Origin of the sequence: Shewanella olleyana, assembly GCF_023283825.1 — a bacterium.
In the GTDB taxonomy this organism is placed as follows: domain Bacteria; phylum Pseudomonadota; class Gammaproteobacteria; order Enterobacterales; family Shewanellaceae; genus Shewanella; species Shewanella olleyana.
Window position 1 is genome coordinate 15,349 of sequence record NZ_JAKILD010000008.1, and the last position, 23,054, is coordinate 38,402.

The following is a 23,054-nucleotide window of genomic DNA, read 5'->3' on the forward strand; positions in this document are numbered from 1 at the left end:
ATAAATCACTACCAAAAGGCTGGAGCAATCCACATGCCATACAAAGAAGCCAACAGATTAAACTTTGATTACAATCGATAAAACCTAAAAAAAAAGGGCCATTATTACCTAAGTAATAACAGCCCTCTTTTAACTCATAGTCAGTACTCTTAGAATTAAATTGCTAAGAATAAACCGGCTAGAGTTGCACTCATTAAGTTAGCTAGTGAACCGGCGATAACAGCACGGATACCTAGTCTAGCTAAGTCATGGCGACGCTCAGGAGCCATAGCACCTAAACCACCTAACAAAATCGCAATTGAAGATAAGTTAGCAAAACCACAAAGTGCGAAAGAGATAATCGCTTTGGTTCTGTCACTCATCATCATGCCTGTCTCTGCTACTACTTGATAACCTTCAGCTGAAGCATCAAGTAAGTAAGGAGCAAAGTTAAGATACGCTACGAATTCGTTAACTACGATCTTCTGACCGATGAAAGAACCTGCTACAAGAGCTTCGTTCCAAGGTACACCGATTAAGAATGCTAAAGGCATGAAGATGTAACCAAGGATCAGTTCTAAAGTAATACCTTCAAGACCGAACCAACCAGTGACACCACCGATAATGCCGTTGATCATTGCGATTAGACCAACGAATGCAATCAACATTGCACCAACGTTAAGAGCTAAGTGCATACCAGAAGAAGCACCTGCAGCAGCAGCGTCTAACACGTTAGCTGGCTTATCAGGGTCTTCAGGAAGCTCAGACATTTCATTCTTAGCTTCTTCAGTTTCAGGATGCATTAGTTTAGCCATCATAAGACCACCAGGAGCAGCCATGAATGATGCAGCAACTAAGTACTCAATAGGTACACCCATCTGCGCGTAACCCGCTAATACTGAACCCGCGATTGATGCAAGACCACCAACCATGATTGCGAATAATTCAGAGTTAGTCATCGTTGCAATAAACGGACGTACTACTAGAGGTGCTTCTGTTTGACCAACGAAGATGTTAGCAGTTGCAGACATTGATTCTGTACGACTAGTGCCTAATGCTTTTTGTAAACCACCACCGATAATACGGATGATCCACTGCATAATGCCTAAGTAGTATAGAACTGCAATTAAAGAAGAGAAGAATACGATAACCGGTAAAACGTTAACCGCGAAAATGAAACCAACTTTGAATTGGGCTAAATCACCGAATAAGAAGTTAATACCACTTTGTGCGTAACCAATAACGCTAGATACCGCATCTGAAACACCTTTTAAGATGTCTTTACCCACTGGAACATATAGAACAAAACCAGCAAAGAACGCCTGGATAGCTAGAGCGCCACCAACTGTACGAACATTAATTGCTTTTCTATTATTTGATAGTGCATAACCGATTGCTAGTATGGTAACCACACCTACTAGACTCATTAGTATATCCATTAATCATCACCCTTATTATGTTAACGATTTGTATATTTGTTGTTAACTCACCTATTTTCCGTTAATGATTATAACTGAGGAGCAGATGAAAATCGTGGATTAGATCATACTTTTAGAGTTTAATTTCAGGATCTTATGCAACATTAACATTAATTAATAACTATGTTTAAAAAAAAAGAATTACAGCTCAAACAGTTGGACTGCATTTCTATTCAGCTGTTCTAATATAAAAACAGTTGTTTTTTTCTGTAAATCTGCAATTTCTGAGACGAACTTTGGTAAATGAAGTGGAGTATTTCGTTTTTCTGTTACATAAGAGGGAGTCATACTGGGTGAGTCAGTTTCAATTAAGAAGTATTTAATATCTAATTCAGTAATCGTTTTTCGCAACTTTTTAGCATCAGGGTTCATCACCAATCCGCCAATACCTAATTTATAGCCTAAATTGATATAACGTTGTGCTAGCTCAGGTCCACCATAAAAGCCATGAATAACACCACCTTTGGGATTGGGATGTTTAGCGAGTAAATCACATAATTCTTGATGGCATTTTACCGCATGTAATATGACAGGAAGATTAAACTGGTTAGCTAACTTTAATTGGCCTGAAAGTAACTCTAATTGCATAGTGAAATTAGGCTTTAACTTATCTAAACCACATTCACCTAAGGCCACAAAATGTGTGTATCCTTGTTGTTCTGAGATTTTTTGTTCTAATAAGGTTAACGAATCTTCAATATTCTGAGGGAGATACCAAGGATGGATCCCTAGTGCAAAATAACAATTAAACTCTGTTGCGATTGCAATTTGTCTTTGCCATTGGTGCTCACTAATACCTGGGATAATTGCACTGGTAATACCTAGCTCATGCATCTCCTTAAACAGCGCATGACGGTCATGATCAAAATCGTCTAAATCAAGATGTGCATGAGTATCAATCATTTCTAACCCTTTCATTTAGAGGAATTGCAGCTAATTAACCTTTAATTGATGAACAATTAACTATAAAATTCAGGCAATAAAAAAGGCGGTTACCCGCCTTTAAGATTAACACTGAATTTGAACTATTGCTTAGTTCTCACGAGTCTTAGCAAACTCAACGTCAGGATAACGTTCCATTGATAAATTTAGATTTACCATGGTTGGTGCAATATAAGTCAAATTATCACCGCCATCAAGTGCAAGGTTTGCACTACATTTACGGCGGAACTCTTCTAACTTACGTTCATCCTTACAATAAACCCAGCGAGCAGTAGATACGCTAATGCCTTCGTAGATTGCTTCAACGTTATATTCACTCTTCAAGCGACCAACAACGACTTCAAACTGGAGCACACCAACTGCGCCTACAATTAAATCATTGGTATCAAGTGGTCTAAATACTTGCACAGCGCCTTCTTCAGCTAACTGAACTAAACCTTTAAGCAATTGCTTTTGCTTCAAAGGGTCTTTTAAACGAATACGGCGGAACATTTCAGGTGCGAAGTTGGGAATACCGGTAAACTTAAGCTTCTCACCTTGTGAGAAAGTGTCACCAATTTGAATCGTACCGTGATTATGTAAACCAATAATGTCACCTGGGTAAGCTTCTTCAACTTGCTCACGGTCACCAGCAACAAAGGTCAGTGCATCTGAAATTCGCACATCTTTGCCAACTCGAACGTGATGCATCTTCATACCTTTTTGGTACTTACCCGATACAATACGCATGAACGCAACACGGTCACGATGTTTTGGATCCATATTGGCTTGAATTTTAAATACAAAACCACTGAACTTCTCATCTTCAGCTTGAATTTCTTTTGCTTCAGTTGCACGTGGTTGTGGTTTTGGAGCCCACTCTGTTAACCCATCTAATACATGGTCAACACCAAAGTTACCTAATGCAGTACCAAAGAAAACAGGTGATAACTTACCACTTAAGAATGCATCTAAATCAAATTCATGAGAAGCACCGACAACAAGTTCTAACTCTTCACGTAAGATTTCAGCAAGCTCGCTACCAATCGCAACATCTAACTCAGGGTTATCGATACCTTTAACGGTACGCACTTCTTGAATAGTGTGACCTTGACCAGACTGATACAAAACAGCTTCATCACGGTGAATATGGTAAATACCTTTGAAAGATTTACCACAACCAATCGGCCATGTAATTGGAGCACAGGCAATTTTTAACTCATTCTCTACTTCATCCATGACTTCCATAGGATCGCGAATATCACGGTCACACTTGTTCATGAATGTCACAATAGGCGTATCACGTAAACGAGTCACTTCCATCAGCTTACGGGTACGGTCTTCCACACCTTTTGCCGAGTCGATTACCATCAAACATGAATCAACAGCGGTTAAGGTACGATAAGTATCTTCTGAGAAATCTTCGTGACCAGGAGTATCAAGTAAGTTGACTAGGCAATCACTGTAAGGGAACTGCATGACTGATGTGGTGATAGAAATACCACGATCTTTCTCCATTTCCATCCAGTCTGACTTAGCATGTTGCTTAGAGCCACGGCCTTTAACGGTACCAGCAGTTTGAATAGCTTGTCCGAATAAAAGAACCTTTTCGGTAATGGTGGTCTTACCGGCATCTGGATGCGAAATAATCGCGAAGGTACGACGTTTATCGACCTCGACTGTGTGAGCTGACATGAGTTACTTTGCCCTAGCATGATAAAAATGGCGCAAATTATAGCTTTTCCGAGGATAGTTGGCTAGGTAAAGTCTTCAAGATTGCTATAACAAATAACTAAGCGGCCTGAAGGATATTTGAAGTGCTAAATAAGTAATAAAAAGGCTAACACTTTATCGTTAGCCTTTAATGAATTCTTGAATATGAACTACTCTGTTGTTGCCATTTCTTGTTCACTCAGCTTTTGCTGCGCTTTAGCAAGCTCTATACGTGCATAGCGATGTTCGACAAAATCATAAATGTTAGTTGCTAGCGTAAGACGATAGTAATCAATTGCTAATTCATAATCTTGCTGCTCCACCGCTTTTTTCGCTAGGTAAAAATAGGTCTCACATAAGCGCTCTGAGTATTCTTTTGGCTGACTTAGGTTCTCTTTCGCCGCTTCAAATACTTGCTCTTTAGTTAACGTCCCTAAATAGTAATCAACTAACACTGTTGACCAAGCCTGCTCATTGAGTGATTTTCTATTTTCAATCAAGGCTAATTGCGCGTTTTCAGCACTTCTTGGAGAGTCAACTAAATACAACCATAAAGCACGGTAACCATCTGATGGTTCTTTAGTTAAAAAGTCTTGCATATCTTGAGCTGCAAGTTCGTAACGCTCGCCATAATATAATGCTATACCACGATTTAAATACGCATAATCATATTCAGGAGATAACTCTAATACACCATCAAAGGATTCATATGCACTTTCAAACTCGCCTTCTTGGGTATAGTAAATTCCTAAGAAATTGTAAGCATCAGCAAGGTTTGGTTGTAGTTTGATAGCTTGATGAAAATCGATTCGTGCAAGCAAACGCAAACCAACACTGTCATAAATCACACCACGATCATAATGAAAGCGAGCACGCTGTTCTGAAGTTAACTCCATTGAGCCCAGTATTTCATTGAGCTTTGCCAAAGTCACTTCTAATTTATAGTCAGGTACATTTGGTGCGACCATCACTTTTCCAGCTGCGGCACTATCTGCACCACCTGATAAAGAAGCACAACCTGACAATAACAAACTGGCCCCCACACATAATGCGACGACTGTGGTACGTAATTTCTGTTCCATTTAAATACCTTATCAGGTTCTATAATTACTTTGCATCATAACAACCAATACCCATTAGGGCTATGGAGATGCTAATAATTTTTCATTTACAAATAGTAATCTAAAAAGAGGCTTATCGGCTTGAGAGTTCGACATCCTCAAATTCTAGATTCTTTGCTCAGACTATTCAGTCTAAAGAACAGTTCAATAATATTGCAGAAAGTGAGAGTTTATACTAATCGGGATAAATAAGTGTTCAGAAATTGCGTTGGAAAAATCGCTTAGAACAAGGCAGGAATTGCAGCCAGCTAGTTGCTCTTCATACAAAATTCTAACGAAGTTATAAGCGATTTTAACCAGTAAGAATAATCATATTCTTATGCTGATTGGTATTGTACTCCGACTCTAATTTTTAGGCACAAAAAAGGAGACCCGAAGATCTCCTTTATTCAATCAGAAATTATTGTCAGAAATTATTCTGCCGCAGTTTCTTCTTTAGCGTTAGCTTCTTTGATAGAAAGTCTTACGCGACCTTGACGGTCAACTTCCATCACTTTAACGTCGACTTCTTGATTCATTTCAAGATGGTCAGAAACGTTAGCAACACGCTCTTCACTGATTTGTGAAATATGAACTAAGCCATCTTTACCAGGTAGGATGTTAACAAACGCACCGAAATCAACGATACGGATAACTTTACCTTTGTAGATACGACCCACTTCAACTTCAGCAGTGATTTCTTCGATACGACGGATAGCTTCTTTCGTTGCTTCGCCATTTGAAGATGCAATCTTAACCACACCATTATCATCAAGCTCGATAGTCGTACCCGTTTCTTCGGTAAGTGCACGAATTGTAGCGCCACCTTTACCAATAACATCACGGATTTTCTCAGGGTTAATCTTGATAGTCGTGATACGTGGAGCATGGTCAGAGATATCTTCACGTGGGCCAGCAATTGCTTGATCCATTACGTTTAGGATATGAACACGTGCGCCGTATGCTTGTTGCAGTGCGATATCCATAATCTCTTTAGTGATACCTTCGATCTTGATATCCATCTGAAGAGCAGTAATACCGTCACGAGTACCAGCAACTTTAAAGTCCATGTCACCTAAATGATCTTCATCACCTAAGATGTCAGAAAGTACAACAAAGTCGTCGCCTTCTTTAACTAGACCCATTGCAATACCTGCAACTGAAGTCTTGATTGGTACACCCGCATCCATTAATGCTAATGAAGTACCACAAACAGAAGCCATAGAGCTTGAACCGTTTGATTCAGTAATTTCAGATACTACACGAACACTGTATGGGAATTCTTCAGCTGATGGCATAACAGCAGCCATACCACGCCAAGCTAACTTACCATGGCCGATTTCACGACGCTTAGGTGAACCAACCATACCTGTTTCACCAACAGAGTAAGGAGGGAAGTTATAGTGAAGCATAAAGCGGTTAGTGCGCTCGCCCATGATGCTATCAATCTTTTGTGCATCACGTTCAGTACCTAAAGTACAAGTTACTAGTGCTTGAGTTTCACCACGAGTGAACAATGAACTACCGTGAGTACGTGGAAGTACACCAGCTAGAACATTTAGAGCACGGATCATGTCTGGTTCACGGCCATCGATACGTGGCTTGCCACTGATGATACGACCACGAACAACTTTTTTCTCAAGACTGCCAAGTAAACCATCAACTTCGCGAGTATCAACATCAGGGTTGTTTGCAATTAATGCTTCTTTAGCAGCAGCTTTAACAACACCTACTTGAGCGTAACGATCTTGCTTAACTTCGATTTGGTAAGCAGCAGTCATACCTTCTTCAGCTAACTCTTTAATTTGAGCTACTAAGTCTTGGTCTTGAACTGGAGCAGTCCAATCCCATGCAGGCTTGCCAGCTTCTGCTTTGAATTCAGCAATAGCTTGTACAACAATTTGTTGTTGGTCATGACCGTAAGTCACAGCGCCAAGCATGATTTCTTCAGCTAATGATTTAGCTTCTGACTCAACCATAAGTACTGCTGATTCTGTACCAGCAACAACTAAATCAAGATCACTTTCAGCAATTTGATCTACAGTTGGGTTTAATAAATATTCGCCATCAATGTAACCAACGCGAGCTGCGCCGATAGGACCATTAAATGGAAGACCTGAAATAGATAGTGCAGCTGATGTACCAATCATTGCAACCATATCAGGTTCAATTTGAGGATCGACAGAAACAACTGTGATGATCACTTGAACTTCGTTTTTAAAACCGTTAGGAAATAAAGGACGAATTGGACGGTCGATTAAACGAGCAATCAGTGTTTCATCTTCAGAAGGACGGCCTTCACGCTTGAAGAAACCACCAGGAATTTTACCTGCTGCGTAGGTCTTTTCTTGGTAGTTAACTGTTAATGGGAAAAAGTCACGGCTAGGATCAGCTGCTTTTTTACCAACAACTGTAACTAATACAGTTGTATCGCCCATGCTCGCTAGAACTGCAGCGTCTGCTTGACGTGCAATAACACCTGTTTCTAAGGTGACGGTATGTTGACCATACTCAAAACTCTTTACTATTGGATTCACTTGACCCATTCCTTAATTATTTACCTTTAAATTACGCGCACAAGTATACTGCAATTTATTACAATAGTTAAAGCGCATCGCAAAATACACGCAAAAAAATAATTAAAATTAATCTTCAGTTTGCCGATAAAATGACTAATCAGCAATGGCATAGATAACCTACCCACTATCAACCGCAGAATACATTATTTTCACTGTTCGAAATTGCAGAGTTGATATCACTTGTCGAAGCTATAATTAATGACTTTTCATACAATTTTGTCTAAAGTTAATTATTGTTGTAACAAAATAAGAATAACTATCAAATAATTAAATGAGTACAACATGATAAATGCATCAAATACGCATCAAAGCTATATATTTATACTAAAGCAAATGGAATCGTTTTAATGACGCAAAGGTTTAAGTCTCTGACATGGAAACAAACTAACTTAGTTGTCTTTACAGCTTTGTTTTTTGCGATTGCTATTTTTGTCGTCGAGATCGCACTAGTTGTCGTGACTACCAAACAGCAACTAACCGCATCACAACAAGAGCTACTCAATTCTGTTGAACAAACTGCAGCTAATGCTGTTTGGGCATTAGATGACAAACAAACCGAACAAACTCTAGAAGGTATTATCAAAATTGATAATATCAGCTCCGCAGTGATTACCCTTGATGACGGTAGCTTATTCGTTACAGCTAGTAATACACCGTCACACTTCTCAGATAGCTATGAAAATTTAAGCCACTTCCTTTTCAATGATTTAAATGAAATATCACGGCTACTTTACAGACCATTTTACTTCGAAGGTAATAAAAAACAGCAACTTATTGGTACCTTAACTATCTTTTACGATACACAAGAAATGACCAACAACCTGTTTAATCAGCTTCAATTGGGATTTATTGCAACCCTTGCTCGCGCATTATTACTAACACTAGTATTAACTATTGTATTCCATCGCTTTCTCACTCAGCCTATTGCGAGGATCAGTGAAGCTATTGATAAAATTGATCCAGATTTGCCTGATGAAAACCTACTGCCTATTTCAGCTGCTCACAAAGACGATGAACTGGGTCTGGTAACCTCCAAGTTTAATCAAATTTTATTACAGTTTAGCCAAACTCAGAATAAACTTCGTAAAATGGCTACTCGAGATCCTTTAACAAGCCTACCTAACCGTACTTTATTACTTGAAACTCTTAACGTAACCATTCAAAGAGCTAGAGTACACAAAAGGCACTTCGCATTATTGTTTATCGATTTAGATCGCTTCAAAAATGTGAATGATTCACTAGGCCATGCTATTGGTGACCAATTTCTCGCTCGCATTGCTCGCATTCTAGAAACCGTTGTAGGAGATAGAGGCAGCGTGGCACGATTAGGTGGTGATGAATTTGTTATTGTCGCAGATGACATTGAGACACCAGATCAAGCGGCTGACTTTGTTGCTCGTATGCAGCAACACCTCAATGCGCCAGTTCAACTGAATGAACATGCAATTCACCCTGCCGCATCTATTGGGATATCAATTTATCCTGAAGATGGCCCAGGTGCAGAAGATTTAATTCGCCATGCCGATATTGCCATGTACAGTGCAAAAGCTGCAGGCTCAAATCAATGGGCATTCTTTAAACAGCAAATGACAGAAAATGCCGCAGTTAGGCTTAAAACCGAAGCATCACTGCATAATGCACTTAAAAACAATGAATTCCTACTCTACTTTCAGCCCAAATTAGACTTAAGAACTAATCAAGTTATTGGCTGCGAGGCACTGATCAGATGGCAAAAAAATGGAGAGCTTATCTCACCACTGTCATTTATCCCAATTGCTGAAGAAACTGGGATTATCATCCCGATTGGCAGATGGGTCATTGAGCAAAGCTGTAAAGTTATCCGCGAGTGGGAAAAGAAATACAATTACGCTATTCCTATTGCTGTTAATGTCGCTTCACAGCAGTTTGCAGATGCCAGCTTGGTATCAGACATTAAACAGTTAGCTTTGCGCTATCAAATTCGCCCTGAATTACTCGAGATTGAAATAACTGAGACATCATTGATGAATGATGTAGACCAAGCCATTGCCAAGCTAGAGCAGCTAAAGAGCGCTGGATTTGGTATTGCTGTAGACGATTTTGGAACGGGTTATTCCTCACTATCTTATTTACGTCATTTACCGATAACAACCATGAAAATTGATCGTGGTTTTGTTTCCGACTTGCCTCATGACGCAGCAATCGCATCCACAATTCTTATGCTTGGACAGCAGTTGAATTTAGATATTGTGGCTGAAGGTATTGAGAATGAGGAACAACTTGAATGGCTGCAGCATCACAACTGTCAAATTGGTCAGGGCTTCTTTTTCAGCAAGCCATTACCCCTTGAAGAATTTGAAGCAAAATACTTAGTCGAAATGCCGATACCTTTAGAGCATGTTTAACCAATTTAGATAAGATAATCACGCTGCTGAGTCATGCATTAAACGTTTGTTTTATTTCACTCAATAAAAAAGGAGGCATAAGCCTCCTTTTTCACGGTTTGAATTTGAACATGAAACCATATTCAAATTAAACGTCGTTATTAACGACGTAAACCTAACTTCTGGATAAGAGCAGTATAACGAGCTACGTCTTTACGCTTTAAGTAAGCAGTAAGTTTACGACGTGCGCTAACCATACGTAATAGACCACGACGTGAATGGTGATCATGGATGTGCTCTTTGAAGTGACCTTGTAGATGGTTAATCTGCGCAGTCAATAAAGCTACTTGTACTTCAGTAGAACCAGTGTCGTTTTCGCCACGGCTATATTCAGCTACGATAGCAGCTTTTTGTTCATTACTTAGTGACATATTTATCTCCAGAAAAAATTAAATTAACTCTAGCCAATCACTAACTCAGCCAGAGGGGGCGATATTCTAACTATATTCAGTCTCTATCGCAATAAAAAATGCAGTTCCGTCTACAAAAGCCTTAAGCTACTCACCGCTATGGTCGACAACCAAACGTTTTGGAGCCAATAGACCATCATCATTCATAGTACCAATACCAATGAATTGGCGCCCTTCACCCAGCGTCATTCGCACCAATACATCAGCAACTAAACCTGATGCTTGCACCGGCTGACCTTGCATAATGTATTGCCCACTTGCCTCAGGTAAATTCACCTCTGGGAAATTGGCAACGGCTGTATCCATTGGTAAAAGCAACTCATCGAGTACTGCAAAAGATGATTCGTCTTCTTTGTCAGTCCCTTCAGCAAGTTCAATCAGCTGTTCAAGAGTCACCATTTTCGCATATGGATATTCAGCAACTTGAGTACGTCTTAGCATAGTGACATGGGCGCCACAGCCAAGCATTTCACCTAAGTCGTCAATGATGGTGCGAATATAGGTGCCTTTAGAACAATGAATATCAAGGGTTAAGTCATCACCTTCAAGGCTCACAAATAGCAGTTCAAAAACAGTTATTGGTCTTGCTTCTCGTGGTACTTCAATACCTTCACGAGCATACTTATATAGCGGCTGGCCTTGGTGCTTTAACGCTGAAAACATTGAAGGCACTTGCATGGTATCACCACGAAAATGCTCTAATGAATCCTCTAGCAATTTCTGCTCAAACTTGACTGGTCTAATTTGAACAACTTCACCGTCAGAATCACTAGTATCTGTTCGCTCACCCAATTTAGCCGTTACTAAATAACGTTTATCAGCGTCAAGAAGATGCTGAGAGAACTTAGTCGCTTCACCTAAACAAACCGGCAGCATACCTGTAGCTAAAGGATCTAACGCACCTGTATGACCTGCTTTGTTGGCATTATAAAGACGTTTGACCCGTTGCAAAGCATGGTTAGAACTGATGCCAGTACCTTTATCTAAAAGGACAATGCCATTAATAAAACGACCTTTGCGACGACGAGCCATTAATCTTTATCCTCAGGCTTTTCTTCAGAAGCATCAGCCTCTTCAGAACCAAATTCTTCTTGTCTAGCTTTATCTTGCTTAGCTTTGTCTTGAGTAATCACTTGGCTAACAAGGTTAGACATGCGCATACCTTCAACAAGCGAGCTATCATAAACAAAACGAAGCTCAGGCATAACACGCAACTTCATTCTGCTTGCAACCAGTGTTCTTACATATGGTGCTGCAGCTGTAAGTGCTTCAATTTTTTGATCGACTAACTCTTGATCTTCTTCGAAGAAAGTCACAAAGACTTTCGCAAAGCTTAAATCACGAGACACATCAACATCGTTTACCGTCACAAAGCCAATGCGTGGATCTTTCATATCACGTTGTAAAATCATCGCTAACTCTTGTTGGAGTTGCTGTGCAATACGTCGTGTACGACTAAATTCTTTTGCCATAACATTAATACCTTATAGCTTTATATAAATAAAAAAGGCGGCTAACGCCGCCCTTTCTGTGTTACAGCGTTCTGGCCACCTCGACCGTCTCGAAGACCTCAATCTGATCGCCAACTTTGACGTCATTGTAGTTCTTCACACCGATACCACATTCCATGCCGTTACGAACATCGTTAACGTCATCTTTGAAGCGACGTAGCGATTCAAGTTCACCTTCGTAAATAACCACGTTTTCACGTAGAACACGAATAGGAGCACTGCGTTTGATAGTACCTTCAGTAACCATACAACCCGCAATAGCACCAATCTTAGGTGACTTAAATACATCACGTACTTCAGCAAGACCAATGATTTGTTGCTTAAATTCAGGAGCTAACATGCCCGTCATTGCCGCTTTAACTTCATCAATCAAGTCGTAGATAACGCTGTAGTAGCGTAAATCAACACTTTCAGCTTCAATAGTCTTACGCGCTTGTGCATCAGCACGAACGTTGAAACCAACCATGATTGCATTTGATGCTGCAGCAAGTGTCGCATCAGTTTCAGTTAATGCACCAACGCCACGAGCAATAATGCTAACTTTAACTTCGTCAGTAGACAGTTTAGTTAATGAATCACAAATTGCTTCAAGTGAACCTTGAACATCCGCTTTAAGTACAATGTTTAGCTCTTGTACTTCGCCTTCAGTCATGTTGGCAAACATGTTCTCAAGCTTAGACTTCTGCTGACGAGCAAGTTTAACATCACGGAACTTACCTTGACGGTAAAGTGCAACTTCACGAGCTTTACGTTCATCACGTACAACTGTCGCTTCATCACCTGCAGATGGCACACCTGACAGACCTAAAATCTCAACTGGAATTGAAGGACCGGCTTCAGTGATGCTCTTACCGTTTTCATCTTTCATTGCACGGATTTTACCGTACTCAAGACCACAAAGAACGATATCACCTTGGCGTAAAGTACCTTCTTGAACAAGAACAGTAGCAACTGGGCCACGACCTTTATCCAATTTAGATTCAATAACAACACCAGCAGCCATACCTTCACGAACAGCTTGAAGCTCTAAAACTTCAGCTTGTAAAAGAATGCCTTCAAGTAATTCATCAATACCGGTACCCGCTTTAGCTGAAACGTTTACGAACATATGTTCGCCGCCCCAATCTTCAGACATCACACCGTGTTGAGCTAGTTCACTCTTAACGCGCTCAGGATCAGCTTCTGGCTTATCCATTTTGTTAACAGCGATAATTAACGGAACGTTACCCGCTTTAGCATGTTGGATTGCTTCAATCGTTTGTGGCATAGCGCCATCATCAGCAGCAACAACCAATACAACAATATCGGTAGCCTTAGCACCACGAGCACGCATTGACGTAAACGCCGCGTGACCAGGAGTATCTAAGAAAGTGATCATGCCATTATCAGTTTCAACGTGGTATGCACCGATGTGCTGGGTAATACCACCCGCTTCACCATCAGCAACTTTTGCACGACGAATGTAATCAAGTAATGAGGTTTTACCATGGTCAACGTGACCCATAATGGTAACAACTGGAGCACGAGTCTCTAGTACAACATCATCTTCATCACGATCACCAAGTACTTGATGCTCTAATTCGTTTTCACGAAGTAGTACCACTTTATGGCCCATTTCTTCAGCAACCATTTGTGCTGTTTCTTGGTCCAAAATTTGGTTAATCGTAACCATTGAGCCCATCTTCATCATTTGCTTGATGATTTCAGTGGCTTTAATAGACATACGCGAAGCAAGTTCTGCAACAGAAACGGTTTCACCGATGCGGATTTCACCTTTAACTACTGCAACTGGCTTGTTAAAACCATGCGCCATTGATTCTGGAGCAGTGCTTTGATTACGAGCACCTCTAGAACGGTTATCACGACCGCCTTTGCCACCACGTTTCTTGTTAGCATTTTTGTTGCGAGTACGACGACCGCGTTTCTCTTCTGCAGCATCTGAGGTATCTTCAGCAGCACGAGCAGCTTTTGAAGTCGTGATATGGTGATCACTGTTTTTCTCAGCTTCAATACGTTGACGCTCTTCTTCAGCCCAACGCTTTGAGTTTTCTTCAGCAAGCTTACGAGCAGTTTCAGCAGCTTGTGCAGCTTCTTCTTTCTGCTTTTTAGTCATTGCTTCTTCTTGCGCAGTTTTAATGCGGTCAGCTTCAGCTTTTGCGGCAGCAGACTCTGGGTCTTCTGCTTTAGCTGGCTTAGCTTCGGCTTTTGCTTTCGCATCGGCTTCTTTCTTCGCTTTAGTTTCAGCATCTGCATTAGCCTTGGCTTCAGCTTTAGCTTTATCTTCAACAGCTTTTGCTTCTGCTGCAGCTTTCGCTGCGGCTTCTGCTTCTTGTTGCTGTTTAGCTTGTTGCTCAGCTTCTGCGGCTAACTCACTGTCATCACGCTTAACGAAAGTACGTTTCTTACGTACTTCAACTTTAACGTCTTTAGATTGTCCGCCACCTGCATTAACACTTAAAGTAGAAACAGTTTTGCGTTGCAGCGTCATTTTTTGAGGCTCTTTATCCGCACCGTGTTGCTTCTTCAAGTGATCTAGCAAGGTTTGTTTCTCTGTTTCAGAAACGCTGTCAGCTTTACTTTTCTTAATGCCTGCTTCGGCAAACTGTTCAATCAGTCTGTCAACATTCTTGCCCACTTCCGCGGCCAATTTATCTATACTTGTATCTGCCATCAATTAAATCCCCCTGTTGATCGACTTATGCTTCTTCGCCAAACCAACAGATATTACGGGCAGCCATGATGAGCTCACCTGCTTTTTCTTCTGTCAATTCTTCAATATCGATTAAATCGTCAATACCTTGTTCTGCTAAGTCTTCTAAGGTCGACACACCTTTACTTGCAAGAACATATGCTAAATGCTTTTCTAAACCATCTAACGCTAATAAGTCAGCAGCAGGTTCAGCACCATCAAGTGCTTCTTCTGTCGCTAATGCTCTAGTCGAAATCGCCGCTTTTGCACGTTCGCGCAATGCAGCAACAATATCTTCATCAAAACCATCAACTTCTAACAGTTCTGATTCTGGTACATATGCAATCTCTTCTAACGAAGTAAAACCTTCTTCAGCTAGAACAGTCGCGAAATCTTCATCTACGTCTAAAGTTTCAACAAATAAGTTAACAACTTTAGCGCTTTCAGCTTGATGCTTCGCATTAAGCTCTTCAACCGTCATTACGTTTAGTTCCCAACCCGTTAACTGAGTTGCCAAACGAACGTTTTGACCGTTACGGCCAATAGCTTGAGCTAAGCTGTCAGCTTCAACAGCAATATCCATTGAGTGGTTGTCTTCATCAACGATGATAGAAGCAACATCAGCAGGAGCCATTGCATTGATGACGTATTGTGCTGGATTGTCATCCCACATTACGATGTCAACACGCTCACCACTTAACTCGTTTGATACAGCTTGTACACGTGCGCCACGCATACCAACACAAGCACCGATTGGGTCGATACGCTTATCATTAGTTTTTACAGCGATTTTAGCGCGTGCACCTGGATCACGAGCAGCGCCCATGATTTCAATCATTTCATCTAAAATTTCAGGTACTTCTACTCTGAACAATTCGATGATCATTTCAGGCTTACTTCGAGTCAAAAATAACTGAGCACCTTTCGCTTCAGGACGCACGGCATAAAGTAATGCACGAACACGGTCACCTGGGCGGAAAGATTCACGGCTAATGATGTCTTCTTTGTAAATAACACCATCAGCGTTATTACCTAAATCAACAACAACACTTTCGCGGGTGCTTTTCTTAACAACACCAGTGACAATCTCACCTTCACGCTCGATGAACTGTTCTACGATTTGTGCGCGTTCAGCTTCACGTACCTTTTGCACAATAACTTGCTTGGCTGTTTGCGTCGTAATACGGTCAAAAACCACTGAATCGATTTCGTCTTCGATGAACTCACCAGGTTGAATCTCTGGGTTTTCAAATTGAGCAGCCTCAAGCGTGATTTCGCTGTAAGGATTTTCTAAAGCTTCGCCTTTATCATCGATTACCATCCAACGACGGAAAGTGTCGTAGTGGCCAGTTTTACGGTCGATAGCTACGCGAACTTCAATTTCGCCTTCGTATTTTTTCTTTGTTGCTGTGGCTAGAGCAATTTCTAGCGCTTCGAATATTTTTTCGCGTGGGACGGCTTTTTCATTTGATACCGCCTCTGCGACTAGCAGAATCTCTTTATTCATTGTGTTGCCTCGTTCACCTTGAAACCATCAAAACTTTGCAATAACGTTGCCTTTACGGACATTATCTAAAGCCACAATCAAATCTTCACCATCTACGGTCATCGTTAGCATTTGCCCTTCGATTGCCGTGATAGCACCTTTTAAATTACGACTCCCTGCAACAGGCATCGTTAACTGTACTTTTGCATCTTCGCCGATATAAGCAGCGTATTGCTCAGCCGTAAATAATGGTCTATCTACACCTGGCGATGAAACTTCTAGTGTGTATTCTGTCGAGATTGGGTCTTCAACATCTAGAACAGCACTAACTTGGCGGCTGGCTTCAGCACAATCTTCAATATTGATCCCACTTTCACCATCAATAAATACACGTAATATTGAATGACGCCCTGCATGGACAAACTCAATACCCCAAAGTTGAAAACCTAGTGCTTCAACAGGTACTGTCAGCATTTCTGTCAGTTTAGTTTCTAATGTTGCCAAAAATGACCCCCAAAAACGAAAAAAAGGGCAAATAGCCCTCGAAAAGTCCGTAAAATCACGGAGTTACTAAGCTCCATATAACAGAAAACCCCGTAATAACGAGGTCTTAAATATAGAACCTTTTAATTGTATTTACATTGCAGTACTGCAAATAAGTAAAAACAATAAGCTGGTTGCGGGGGCCGGATTTGAACCGACGACCTTCGGGTTATGAGCCCGACGAGCTACCAAACTGCTCCACCCCGCGACAACTTGCGCAATTATATTAACTTACGTCTTCGCTTGCAATAATTAATCAATTTAAGTTAAAAATGATTAATAAAATTTAGTGGTGCGGATGGTGGGACTTGAACCCACACGACCTAAGTCACCAACCCCTCAAGCTGGCGCGTCTACCAATTCCGCCACATCCGCTTACTACTAAATTTTTACAGTCGTTATCATATTTAATTGAGGAAATTAAGATAACTCTATGACTGCGGTCTTACATTATTTGCTTCTATTAAAGAGGCAAATTAATCAGGGATTTTAGTCTCTGATGTTTCAGCCTGAGTAGGAGCTTGTTCAACTTGCTCTACTGCAGAACCTAAATCGTTCCATGCATCATCCTGCTTTGAATGATTCGCGCTCAAGTTACCTAAAGTAAGACTTAAAGCGAAAAACGCAATGGCAAAAACAGCCGTGCTTCGGGTTAGGAAATTACCTGCACCGTCTGAACCGAATAGCGTCCCTGATGCGCCAGCACCAAATGAAGACCCCATGTCAGCTCCTTTACCTTGTTGAATTAAAATCAGTCCAACAAGACCAATTGCTACAACCAAGTAAACAACAATTAAAACTTCATACATAATATTAAGCGCTCATCGCAATGGAACATAAACTTAAAAACTCGCTAGAGTTTAAGCTAGCTCCGCCAATCAATCCACCATCGACATCTGGTTGGGCAAATATATCAGCAGCATTTGATGGAGTAACACTACCACCATAAAGAATGCGAATATTTTCTCCAATAAATGGAGACACTTCAGAGAGTCTATTACGAATAAACGCATGTACTTCTTGCGCTTGCTCTGGAGTTGCACTTTTACCAGTACCTACAGCCCATAAAGGCTCGTAAGCGATAATGGCATTATCAAAAGCCATGGTGCCATTCTTTTCGATCACAATGTCTAACTCTTCAGCAATCACTTCAAAAGTTCTTCTTGCTTCACGAGCTGGACCTGATTCACCAACACAAAGAATCGGCGTTAAACCATGTTTTTGTGCTGCAGCGAATTTCTCTGCAACGATATTACTTGTTTCGCCGTACATACGACGACGCTCGGAATGGCCGATAATCACATATCGACATCCTGAATCTTTTAGCATTTTACCGGAAATTTCACCAGTATAGGCACCAAAGTCATGTTGACTCAGGTTCTGTGCGCCCATTCTTACAAGCGCACCATCTAGGGTTTGCTTATTTGCTTCAAGCAGTTGTCTAACACTTTCAAGATAAATTGAAGGTGGACATAAAACTACTTCTGCAGAATCATTTTGGAGCTTCGTAGCAAACTTGCTGAATAACTCTTGCGCTAGAGGCGCACTACCATTCATTTTCCAGTTGCCAGCTACCATAGGACGTCTGAGTGCCATTACTGTCTCCTTTGAAAGCGGCGTGAATAATAACGAACCGCCAAACAAGTTACAATAGCTAAGTCAGGAATATTTGTCATAAGATGACAGAATGTTGCTTTTTTACGCGCTGACTTTAGATATTAATAAATAACCAAATATTAAATAAAACTGCAGTTGATTGTATATTCAACTTTGTTACAAACCTACCTTTTTAATCACATCTGCGATTTGATTAGCAAAGGTTGTGACAAGGTCAATGTCTTGGCCTTCTACCATCACTCTAATTAAAGGCTCAGTTCCCGATTTCCTTAGTAAAACACGGCCTGTTTTACCCAGTTTAGATTCAACTTCCTGTTTTACTGATTGAACAGCTTTTGAAGTTAACGGATTAGAGTCTCCTTCAAATCGAACGTTAACCAAAATTTGAGGCAACATAGCTAATGGTTTAACCAAAGTAGCCAACGATTTTTGCTGATGTTGCATTGCTGCAAGGACTAAGATGCCTGCAACGATACCATCACCTGTTGTGCCGTGATCTAAATATAAAATATGTCCTGAGTTTTCACCGCCAATACGCCAATCATGTTGTCGCATCAGTTCCATGACATAACGGTCGCCAACGTTTGAACGTACAAAAGGTACATTCAACTCTGCAAGTGCCAACTCTAAACCAAGATTGGACATTAATGTCCCGACCACACCACCTTTGAACTCATTTTTACTAATCGCATCACAAGCGAGAATATACAATATTTGGTCGCCATCAATCACTTTTCCTTGATGATCAACCATCATGATTCGATCGCCATCACCATCTAATGCAATGCCTGCATGCGCTTGATGTTTTATGACTTCAGCGCAAATTACTTGCATCGATGTTGCGCCTACATTTTCATTGATGTTTAAGCCATTAGGTTTATCACCAATGGTAATCACCTCAGCGCCTAATTCTTTGAATACACTTGGAGCAATATGATAAGTAGCGCCATGAGCGCAGTCGACAACGAGCTTTAGCCCATTTAACGTCAGCTCTGCCGGGAAATGCCCCTTGCAGTATTCAATATAACGGCCCGCGGCATCGTCAATCCTTGCCGCCTTGCCGAGTAAATGAGATTCGACACAAACCAGCTGCTTAGAGAGTTCATTTTCGATTTCAAGCTCAAGTTCGTCATCAAGCTTACTGCCATCAGCAGAAAAGAATTTAATGCCGTTATCGTAATATGGATTGTGGGATGCACTGATGACAATGCCTGCTTCAGCTCTAAAAGTGCGAGTGAGGTATGCAATAGCAGGTGTTGGCATAGGACCTACAAGTAATACATTCAGCCCTGCTGCAGATAACCCAGCTTCAAGCGCTGACTCAAAAAGATACCCTGAAATACGGGTATCTTTTCCTATAATAACTTTTTGAGTGCCACTGCGTGAGAGTACACGCCCAGCAGCCCACCCTAACTTCAAGGCAAGTTCTGGTGTCATTAATCCGGCACCGACTTTACCTCTTATACCATCGGTGCCAAACAGAGTTCTTTGTTGCTGTTCTTTATTGAGTAGCTTGTTATCTTGCTGTTTTTTATCTTGCTGTTTTTTATCTTGCTGTTCTCTCTCTTGCTGTTTTTTACCTTGCTGATCATGGTCCTGCATTAGTACCTCACATTAAGTGAATTCACACTAATTCAATCCGTTAAAATAGCAGACTCTAAAACGACTAATTACTGATGCAAACTCGCCATAGTTGCTGACATGACAGTCAAAGCATCTACCGTTTCCTTCACATCATGAACACGTAAAATCTGTGCTCCTTGCTGAGCAGCGATCATTGCTCCAGCTAAACTTCCTGCTAAGCGGTCATCTACATCACGCTGCAGTAAATCACCAATCATGCTTTTTCTAGATAAGCCAACTAATACTGGTAAATGTAAACTGTGTAGCTCAGGCAGCTTTGCCAGCAATTGATAGTTATGCTCTAAGGTTTTACCAAAGCCAAAACCAGGGTCTAAGATGATATTTTCGCGAGGCATACCCGCAGCTAAGCAATAATCAACACGCAATTCTAAAAACTCGCTCACTTGTTGCATCACATCTTCATATTGAGGAGCATCTTGCATATCTTTGGGTTGCCCTTGCATATGCATCAAGCACACAGGGACATCTAAACTTGTTGCCATCGCAACCGCGCCAGGCTCTTGTAGTGCACGTACATCATTAATAATGTGTGCTCCTGCAGCAACAGCTTTTTCCATGACTTCAGGTTTACTGGTATCGATAGAAATCCAAACATCATGATGTTTAGCCACATACTCAATAACAGGGATAACTCGGGCTAATTCCTGTTCAACAGATACAGCATCTGCACCGGGCCTTGTCGACTCGCCACCGATATCAACAATGAGTGCCCCTTCAGCTATGACTTTATCTACATGGGCGCAAGCTTTTTCGACAGTTGCATGTTGACCACCATCAGAGAAAGAATCTGGAGTGACATTAATAATGGCCATAACGACAGGACTAGTTAGCGATAACGTTTTATCACCAGACTTAATTTGAAACACACAACCTCACTTAAATAGATCTTTTAAAAAGTATCTTTATAGAAATATGACTTAAATATGACACTAGTTCAACAAATATAAAAAAACCCCTTTCGGGGTTTTTTCAAACTTTAAAATCAGCAACTTATTTAGCTGGCGATTCATCCGTTTTAGGCTCGGTATCAGGCTTATCAACTGAAGGTTCTTCTGAGGTTTCCTCAGTTGATTTTGCTTCAGGTGTTACCGGGTTACCTTTATCTTGATCATCCATGGAGTCATCAGCTTGCCAATCAGCAGGTTGACGGACTTCACGGCGATTCATTAGATCATCAATTTGCTCTGAATCAATGGTTTCATACTTCATCAATGCATCTTTCATTGAATGAAGAATATCCATATTTTCAGTTAAGTACTTATTAGCACGTTCATAGTTGCTATCGATTAAGTGCTTCACTTCTTGATCAATCATGCCTGCTGTTTCATCAGACATATTCTTAGATTTCGCCATGCTGCGCCCTAAGAATACTTCGCCTTCATCTTCAGCGTACAGAACAGGACCTAATTTTTCAGAGAAGCCCCATTGCGTAACCATGTTACGTGCAATCGATGTTGCATATTTAATGTCTTGTGATGCACCAGTAGAAACTTTCTCGCCACCGTAAATCAACTCTTCCGCTAAACGGCCGCCATAAGCAACTGAAATTTGGCTTTCAAGTTTACGTCGACTTTGGCTAATCGCATCAGCTTCAGGTAAGAAGAAAGTCACACCTAACGCTCGGCCACGAGGAATAATTGTTACCTTATGAACTGGATCGTGCTCTGGCACTAAACAACCCACAATAGCATGACCTGCTTCATGATAAGCGGTCATTTCTTTTTCTTCCTCAGACATCACCATAGTGCGGCGCTCAGCACCCATCATGATTTTATCTTTAGCACTTTCAAACTCTTCCATTCCTACTACGCGGCGATTGCCACGAGCAGCGAATAAAGCAGCTTCGTTAACTAAGTTAGCAAGGTCTGCACCTGAGAAACCAGGCGTACCACGAGCAATAACGCTGGCTTTAACACCGTCACCTAAAGGCACTTTACGCATATGCACTTTAAGAATTTGTTCACGACCACGAACATCCGGTAAACCAACAACCACTTGACGGTCAAAACGACCTGGACGAAGTAATGCAGCATCTAACACATCAGGTCTGTTTGTCGCAGCAATGACAATCACGCCTTCATTACCTTCGAAACCGTCCATTTCAACCAGCATTTGGTTTAGTGTTTGCTCACGCTCATCATGACCACCACCTACACCAGCGCCACGCTGACGACCTACAGCATCGATTTCATCGATAAAGATGATACAAGGTGCAGACTTTTTAGCTTGTTCGAACATATCACGTACACGAGATGCACCAACACCGACAAACATTTCAACAAAGTCAGAACCTGAAATTGTAAAAAACGGCACTTTTGCTTCACCAGCAATCGCTTTTGCGATTAGGGTCTTACCGGTGCCCGGTGGGCCTACAAGTAAAACACCAGTAGGGATACGACCACCTAGTTTTTGGAATCGAGTTGGCTCTTTTAGGTAATCAACTAATTCTTTAACGTCTTCTTTTGCTTCATCACAACCAGCAACATCTGCAAAAGTGGTTTTAATTTGGTCTTCGCTCATCAATTTGGCTTTACTCTTACCAAACGACATAGCGCCTTTACCACCGCCACCTTGCATCTGACGCATGAAGAATATCCATACACCAATAAGCAGTAGCATTGGGAACCAAGAGATAAATATCTGGGTTAAGAAGCTAGATTCTTCAGCTTCCTGCCCTTTCATTGAAATCCCTTTACGATCAAGATCATTAATTAAATCTTGGTCATACATTGGCATAATAGTGGTGAACTTCTCTCCAGAACGTTTGATTCCTTCAATAGTTCGCTGGTCACTTTTGATTTCAACCGAATTGATATTGCCATTTCGGACACTATCTAAAAATACGGAATAGTCCATCTTCTGCGATGACGAAGAAGAGGGGGAGTAACCCTGAAAAACTGACATCAGCACAACGGCGATGACAACCCAGAGAATTAAATTTTTTGCCATGTCACTCAAATT

The 23,054-nt window shown here is 41.0% G+C and carries 17 protein-coding genes and 2 tRNA genes; 1 reads left to right on the top strand and 18 read right to left on the bottom strand.

The annotated features are described in order from the left end of the window. Nucleotides 1–155 precede the first annotated feature (155 nt). The 5 genes from L2735_RS07250 to pnp form a co-directional block, all read right to left on the bottom strand. Nucleotides 156–1,418 (bottom strand): NupC/NupG family nucleoside CNT transporter, encoded by a 1,263-nt coding sequence (locus L2735_RS07250; protein ID WP_248984072.1) that lies wholly within the window; start codon nucleotides 1,416–1,418, stop codon nucleotides 156–158. 180 nt (nucleotides 1,419–1,598) lie between these two features. Beyond that, nucleotides 1,599–2,360, bottom strand: coding sequence for a TatD family hydrolase (locus tag L2735_RS07255; protein WP_248984073.1), 762 nt, complete (start codon nucleotides 2,358–2,360; stop codon nucleotides 1,599–1,601). A 129-nt stretch (nucleotides 2,361–2,489) separates the two neighbouring features. Beyond that, the gene (gene prfC / locus L2735_RS07260; RefSeq protein ID WP_248984074.1) at nucleotides 2,490–4,073 is read right to left on the bottom strand and encodes a peptide chain release factor 3; all 1,584 of its coding nucleotides are present in this window, start codon (nucleotides 4,071–4,073) and stop codon (nucleotides 2,490–2,492) included. 188 nt (nucleotides 4,074–4,261) lie between these two features. Continuing rightward, nucleotides 4,262–5,173, bottom strand: coding sequence for a lipoprotein NlpI (gene nlpI, locus L2735_RS07265; RefSeq protein WP_248984075.1), 912 nt, complete (start codon nucleotides 5,171–5,173; stop codon nucleotides 4,262–4,264). 452 nt (nucleotides 5,174–5,625) lie between these two features. Then, on the bottom strand, nucleotides 5,626–7,728 hold the full coding sequence (pnp, locus tag L2735_RS07270; RefSeq protein WP_248984076.1) for a polyribonucleotide nucleotidyltransferase: 2,103 nt from the start codon (nucleotides 7,726–7,728) through the stop codon (nucleotides 5,626–5,628). Nucleotides 7,729–8,117: 389 nt separating this feature from the next. Here pnp and L2735_RS07275 point away from each other — a divergent pair, with 389 nt between their 5' ends. Then, entirely contained in the window at nucleotides 8,118–10,154 is a 2,037-nt protein-coding gene (locus L2735_RS07275) for a putative bifunctional diguanylate cyclase/phosphodiesterase (RefSeq protein WP_248984077.1), read from the top strand. A gap of 140 nt (nucleotides 10,155–10,294) precedes the next feature. On the opposite strand, the gene rpsO is transcribed toward L2735_RS07275, so the two are convergent. From rpsO to ftsH, 13 genes are all read right to left on the bottom strand, one after another. After that, nucleotides 10,295–10,564 (bottom strand): 30S ribosomal protein S15, encoded by a 270-nt coding sequence (gene rpsO, locus L2735_RS07280; RefSeq protein ID WP_055023715.1) that lies wholly within the window; start codon nucleotides 10,562–10,564, stop codon nucleotides 10,295–10,297. Between the two features lie 126 nt (nucleotides 10,565–10,690). Continuing rightward, nucleotides 10,691–11,635 carry a tRNA pseudouridine(55) synthase TruB gene (gene truB, locus L2735_RS07285; RefSeq protein ID WP_248984078.1) on the bottom strand — a complete coding sequence of 315 codons (945 nt, stop codon included), beginning with the start codon at nucleotides 11,633–11,635 and terminating at the stop codon, nucleotides 10,691–10,693. Continuing rightward, the gene (gene rbfA / locus L2735_RS07290; RefSeq protein WP_248984079.1) at nucleotides 11,635–12,075 is read right to left on the bottom strand and encodes a 30S ribosome-binding factor RbfA; all 441 of its coding nucleotides are present in this window, start codon (nucleotides 12,073–12,075) and stop codon (nucleotides 11,635–11,637) included. Before rbfA ends, truB begins: the two co-directional genes overlap by 1 nt. Before the next feature lie 61 nt (nucleotides 12,076–12,136). Beyond that, on the bottom strand, nucleotides 12,137–14,785 hold the full coding sequence (gene infB, locus L2735_RS07295; protein ID WP_248984080.1) for a translation initiation factor IF-2: 2,649 nt from the start codon (nucleotides 14,783–14,785) through the stop codon (nucleotides 12,137–12,139). Between the two features lie 25 nt (nucleotides 14,786–14,810). After that, nucleotides 14,811–16,310, bottom strand: a complete 1,500-nt coding sequence (gene nusA, locus L2735_RS07300) for a transcription termination factor NusA (RefSeq protein WP_248984081.1) — start codon at nucleotides 16,308–16,310, stop codon at nucleotides 14,811–14,813. Nucleotides 16,311–16,337: 27 nt separating this feature from the next. Beyond that, nucleotides 16,338–16,793, bottom strand: coding sequence for a ribosome maturation factor RimP (gene rimP / locus L2735_RS07305; RefSeq protein ID WP_248984082.1), 456 nt, complete (start codon nucleotides 16,791–16,793; stop codon nucleotides 16,338–16,340). Between the two features lie 170 nt (nucleotides 16,794–16,963). Next, a tRNA-Met gene (locus L2735_RS07310) sits at nucleotides 16,964–17,040 on the bottom strand. Between the two features lie 82 nt (nucleotides 17,041–17,122). Further along, a tRNA-Leu gene (locus tag L2735_RS07315) sits at nucleotides 17,123–17,207 on the bottom strand. A gap of 101 nt (nucleotides 17,208–17,308) precedes the next feature. Next, nucleotides 17,309–17,641, bottom strand: a complete 333-nt coding sequence (gene secG / locus L2735_RS07320; RefSeq protein WP_153915164.1) for a preprotein translocase subunit SecG — start codon at nucleotides 17,639–17,641, stop codon at nucleotides 17,309–17,311. Nucleotides 17,642–17,645: 4 nt separating this feature from the next. Continuing rightward, entirely contained in the window at nucleotides 17,646–18,428 is a 783-nt protein-coding gene (tpiA, locus tag L2735_RS07325) for a triose-phosphate isomerase (RefSeq protein WP_153915162.1), read from the bottom strand. Nucleotides 18,429–18,605: 177 nt separating this feature from the next. Next, a complete protein-coding gene (glmM, locus tag L2735_RS07330; RefSeq protein WP_283104572.1) occupies nucleotides 18,606–20,051 on the bottom strand; it encodes a phosphoglucosamine mutase in 1,446 nt (481 codons plus the stop codon). A gap of 68 nt (nucleotides 20,052–20,119) precedes the next feature. Continuing rightward, nucleotides 20,120–20,959 (bottom strand): dihydropteroate synthase, encoded by an 840-nt coding sequence (gene folP, locus L2735_RS07335; RefSeq protein ID WP_248984083.1) that lies wholly within the window; start codon nucleotides 20,957–20,959, stop codon nucleotides 20,120–20,122. 124 nt (nucleotides 20,960–21,083) lie between these two features. Then, nucleotides 21,084–23,042, bottom strand: a complete 1,959-nt coding sequence (gene ftsH / locus L2735_RS07340; RefSeq protein ID WP_248984084.1) for an ATP-dependent zinc metalloprotease FtsH — start codon at nucleotides 23,040–23,042, stop codon at nucleotides 21,084–21,086. Nucleotides 23,043–23,054 lie beyond the last annotated feature (12 nt).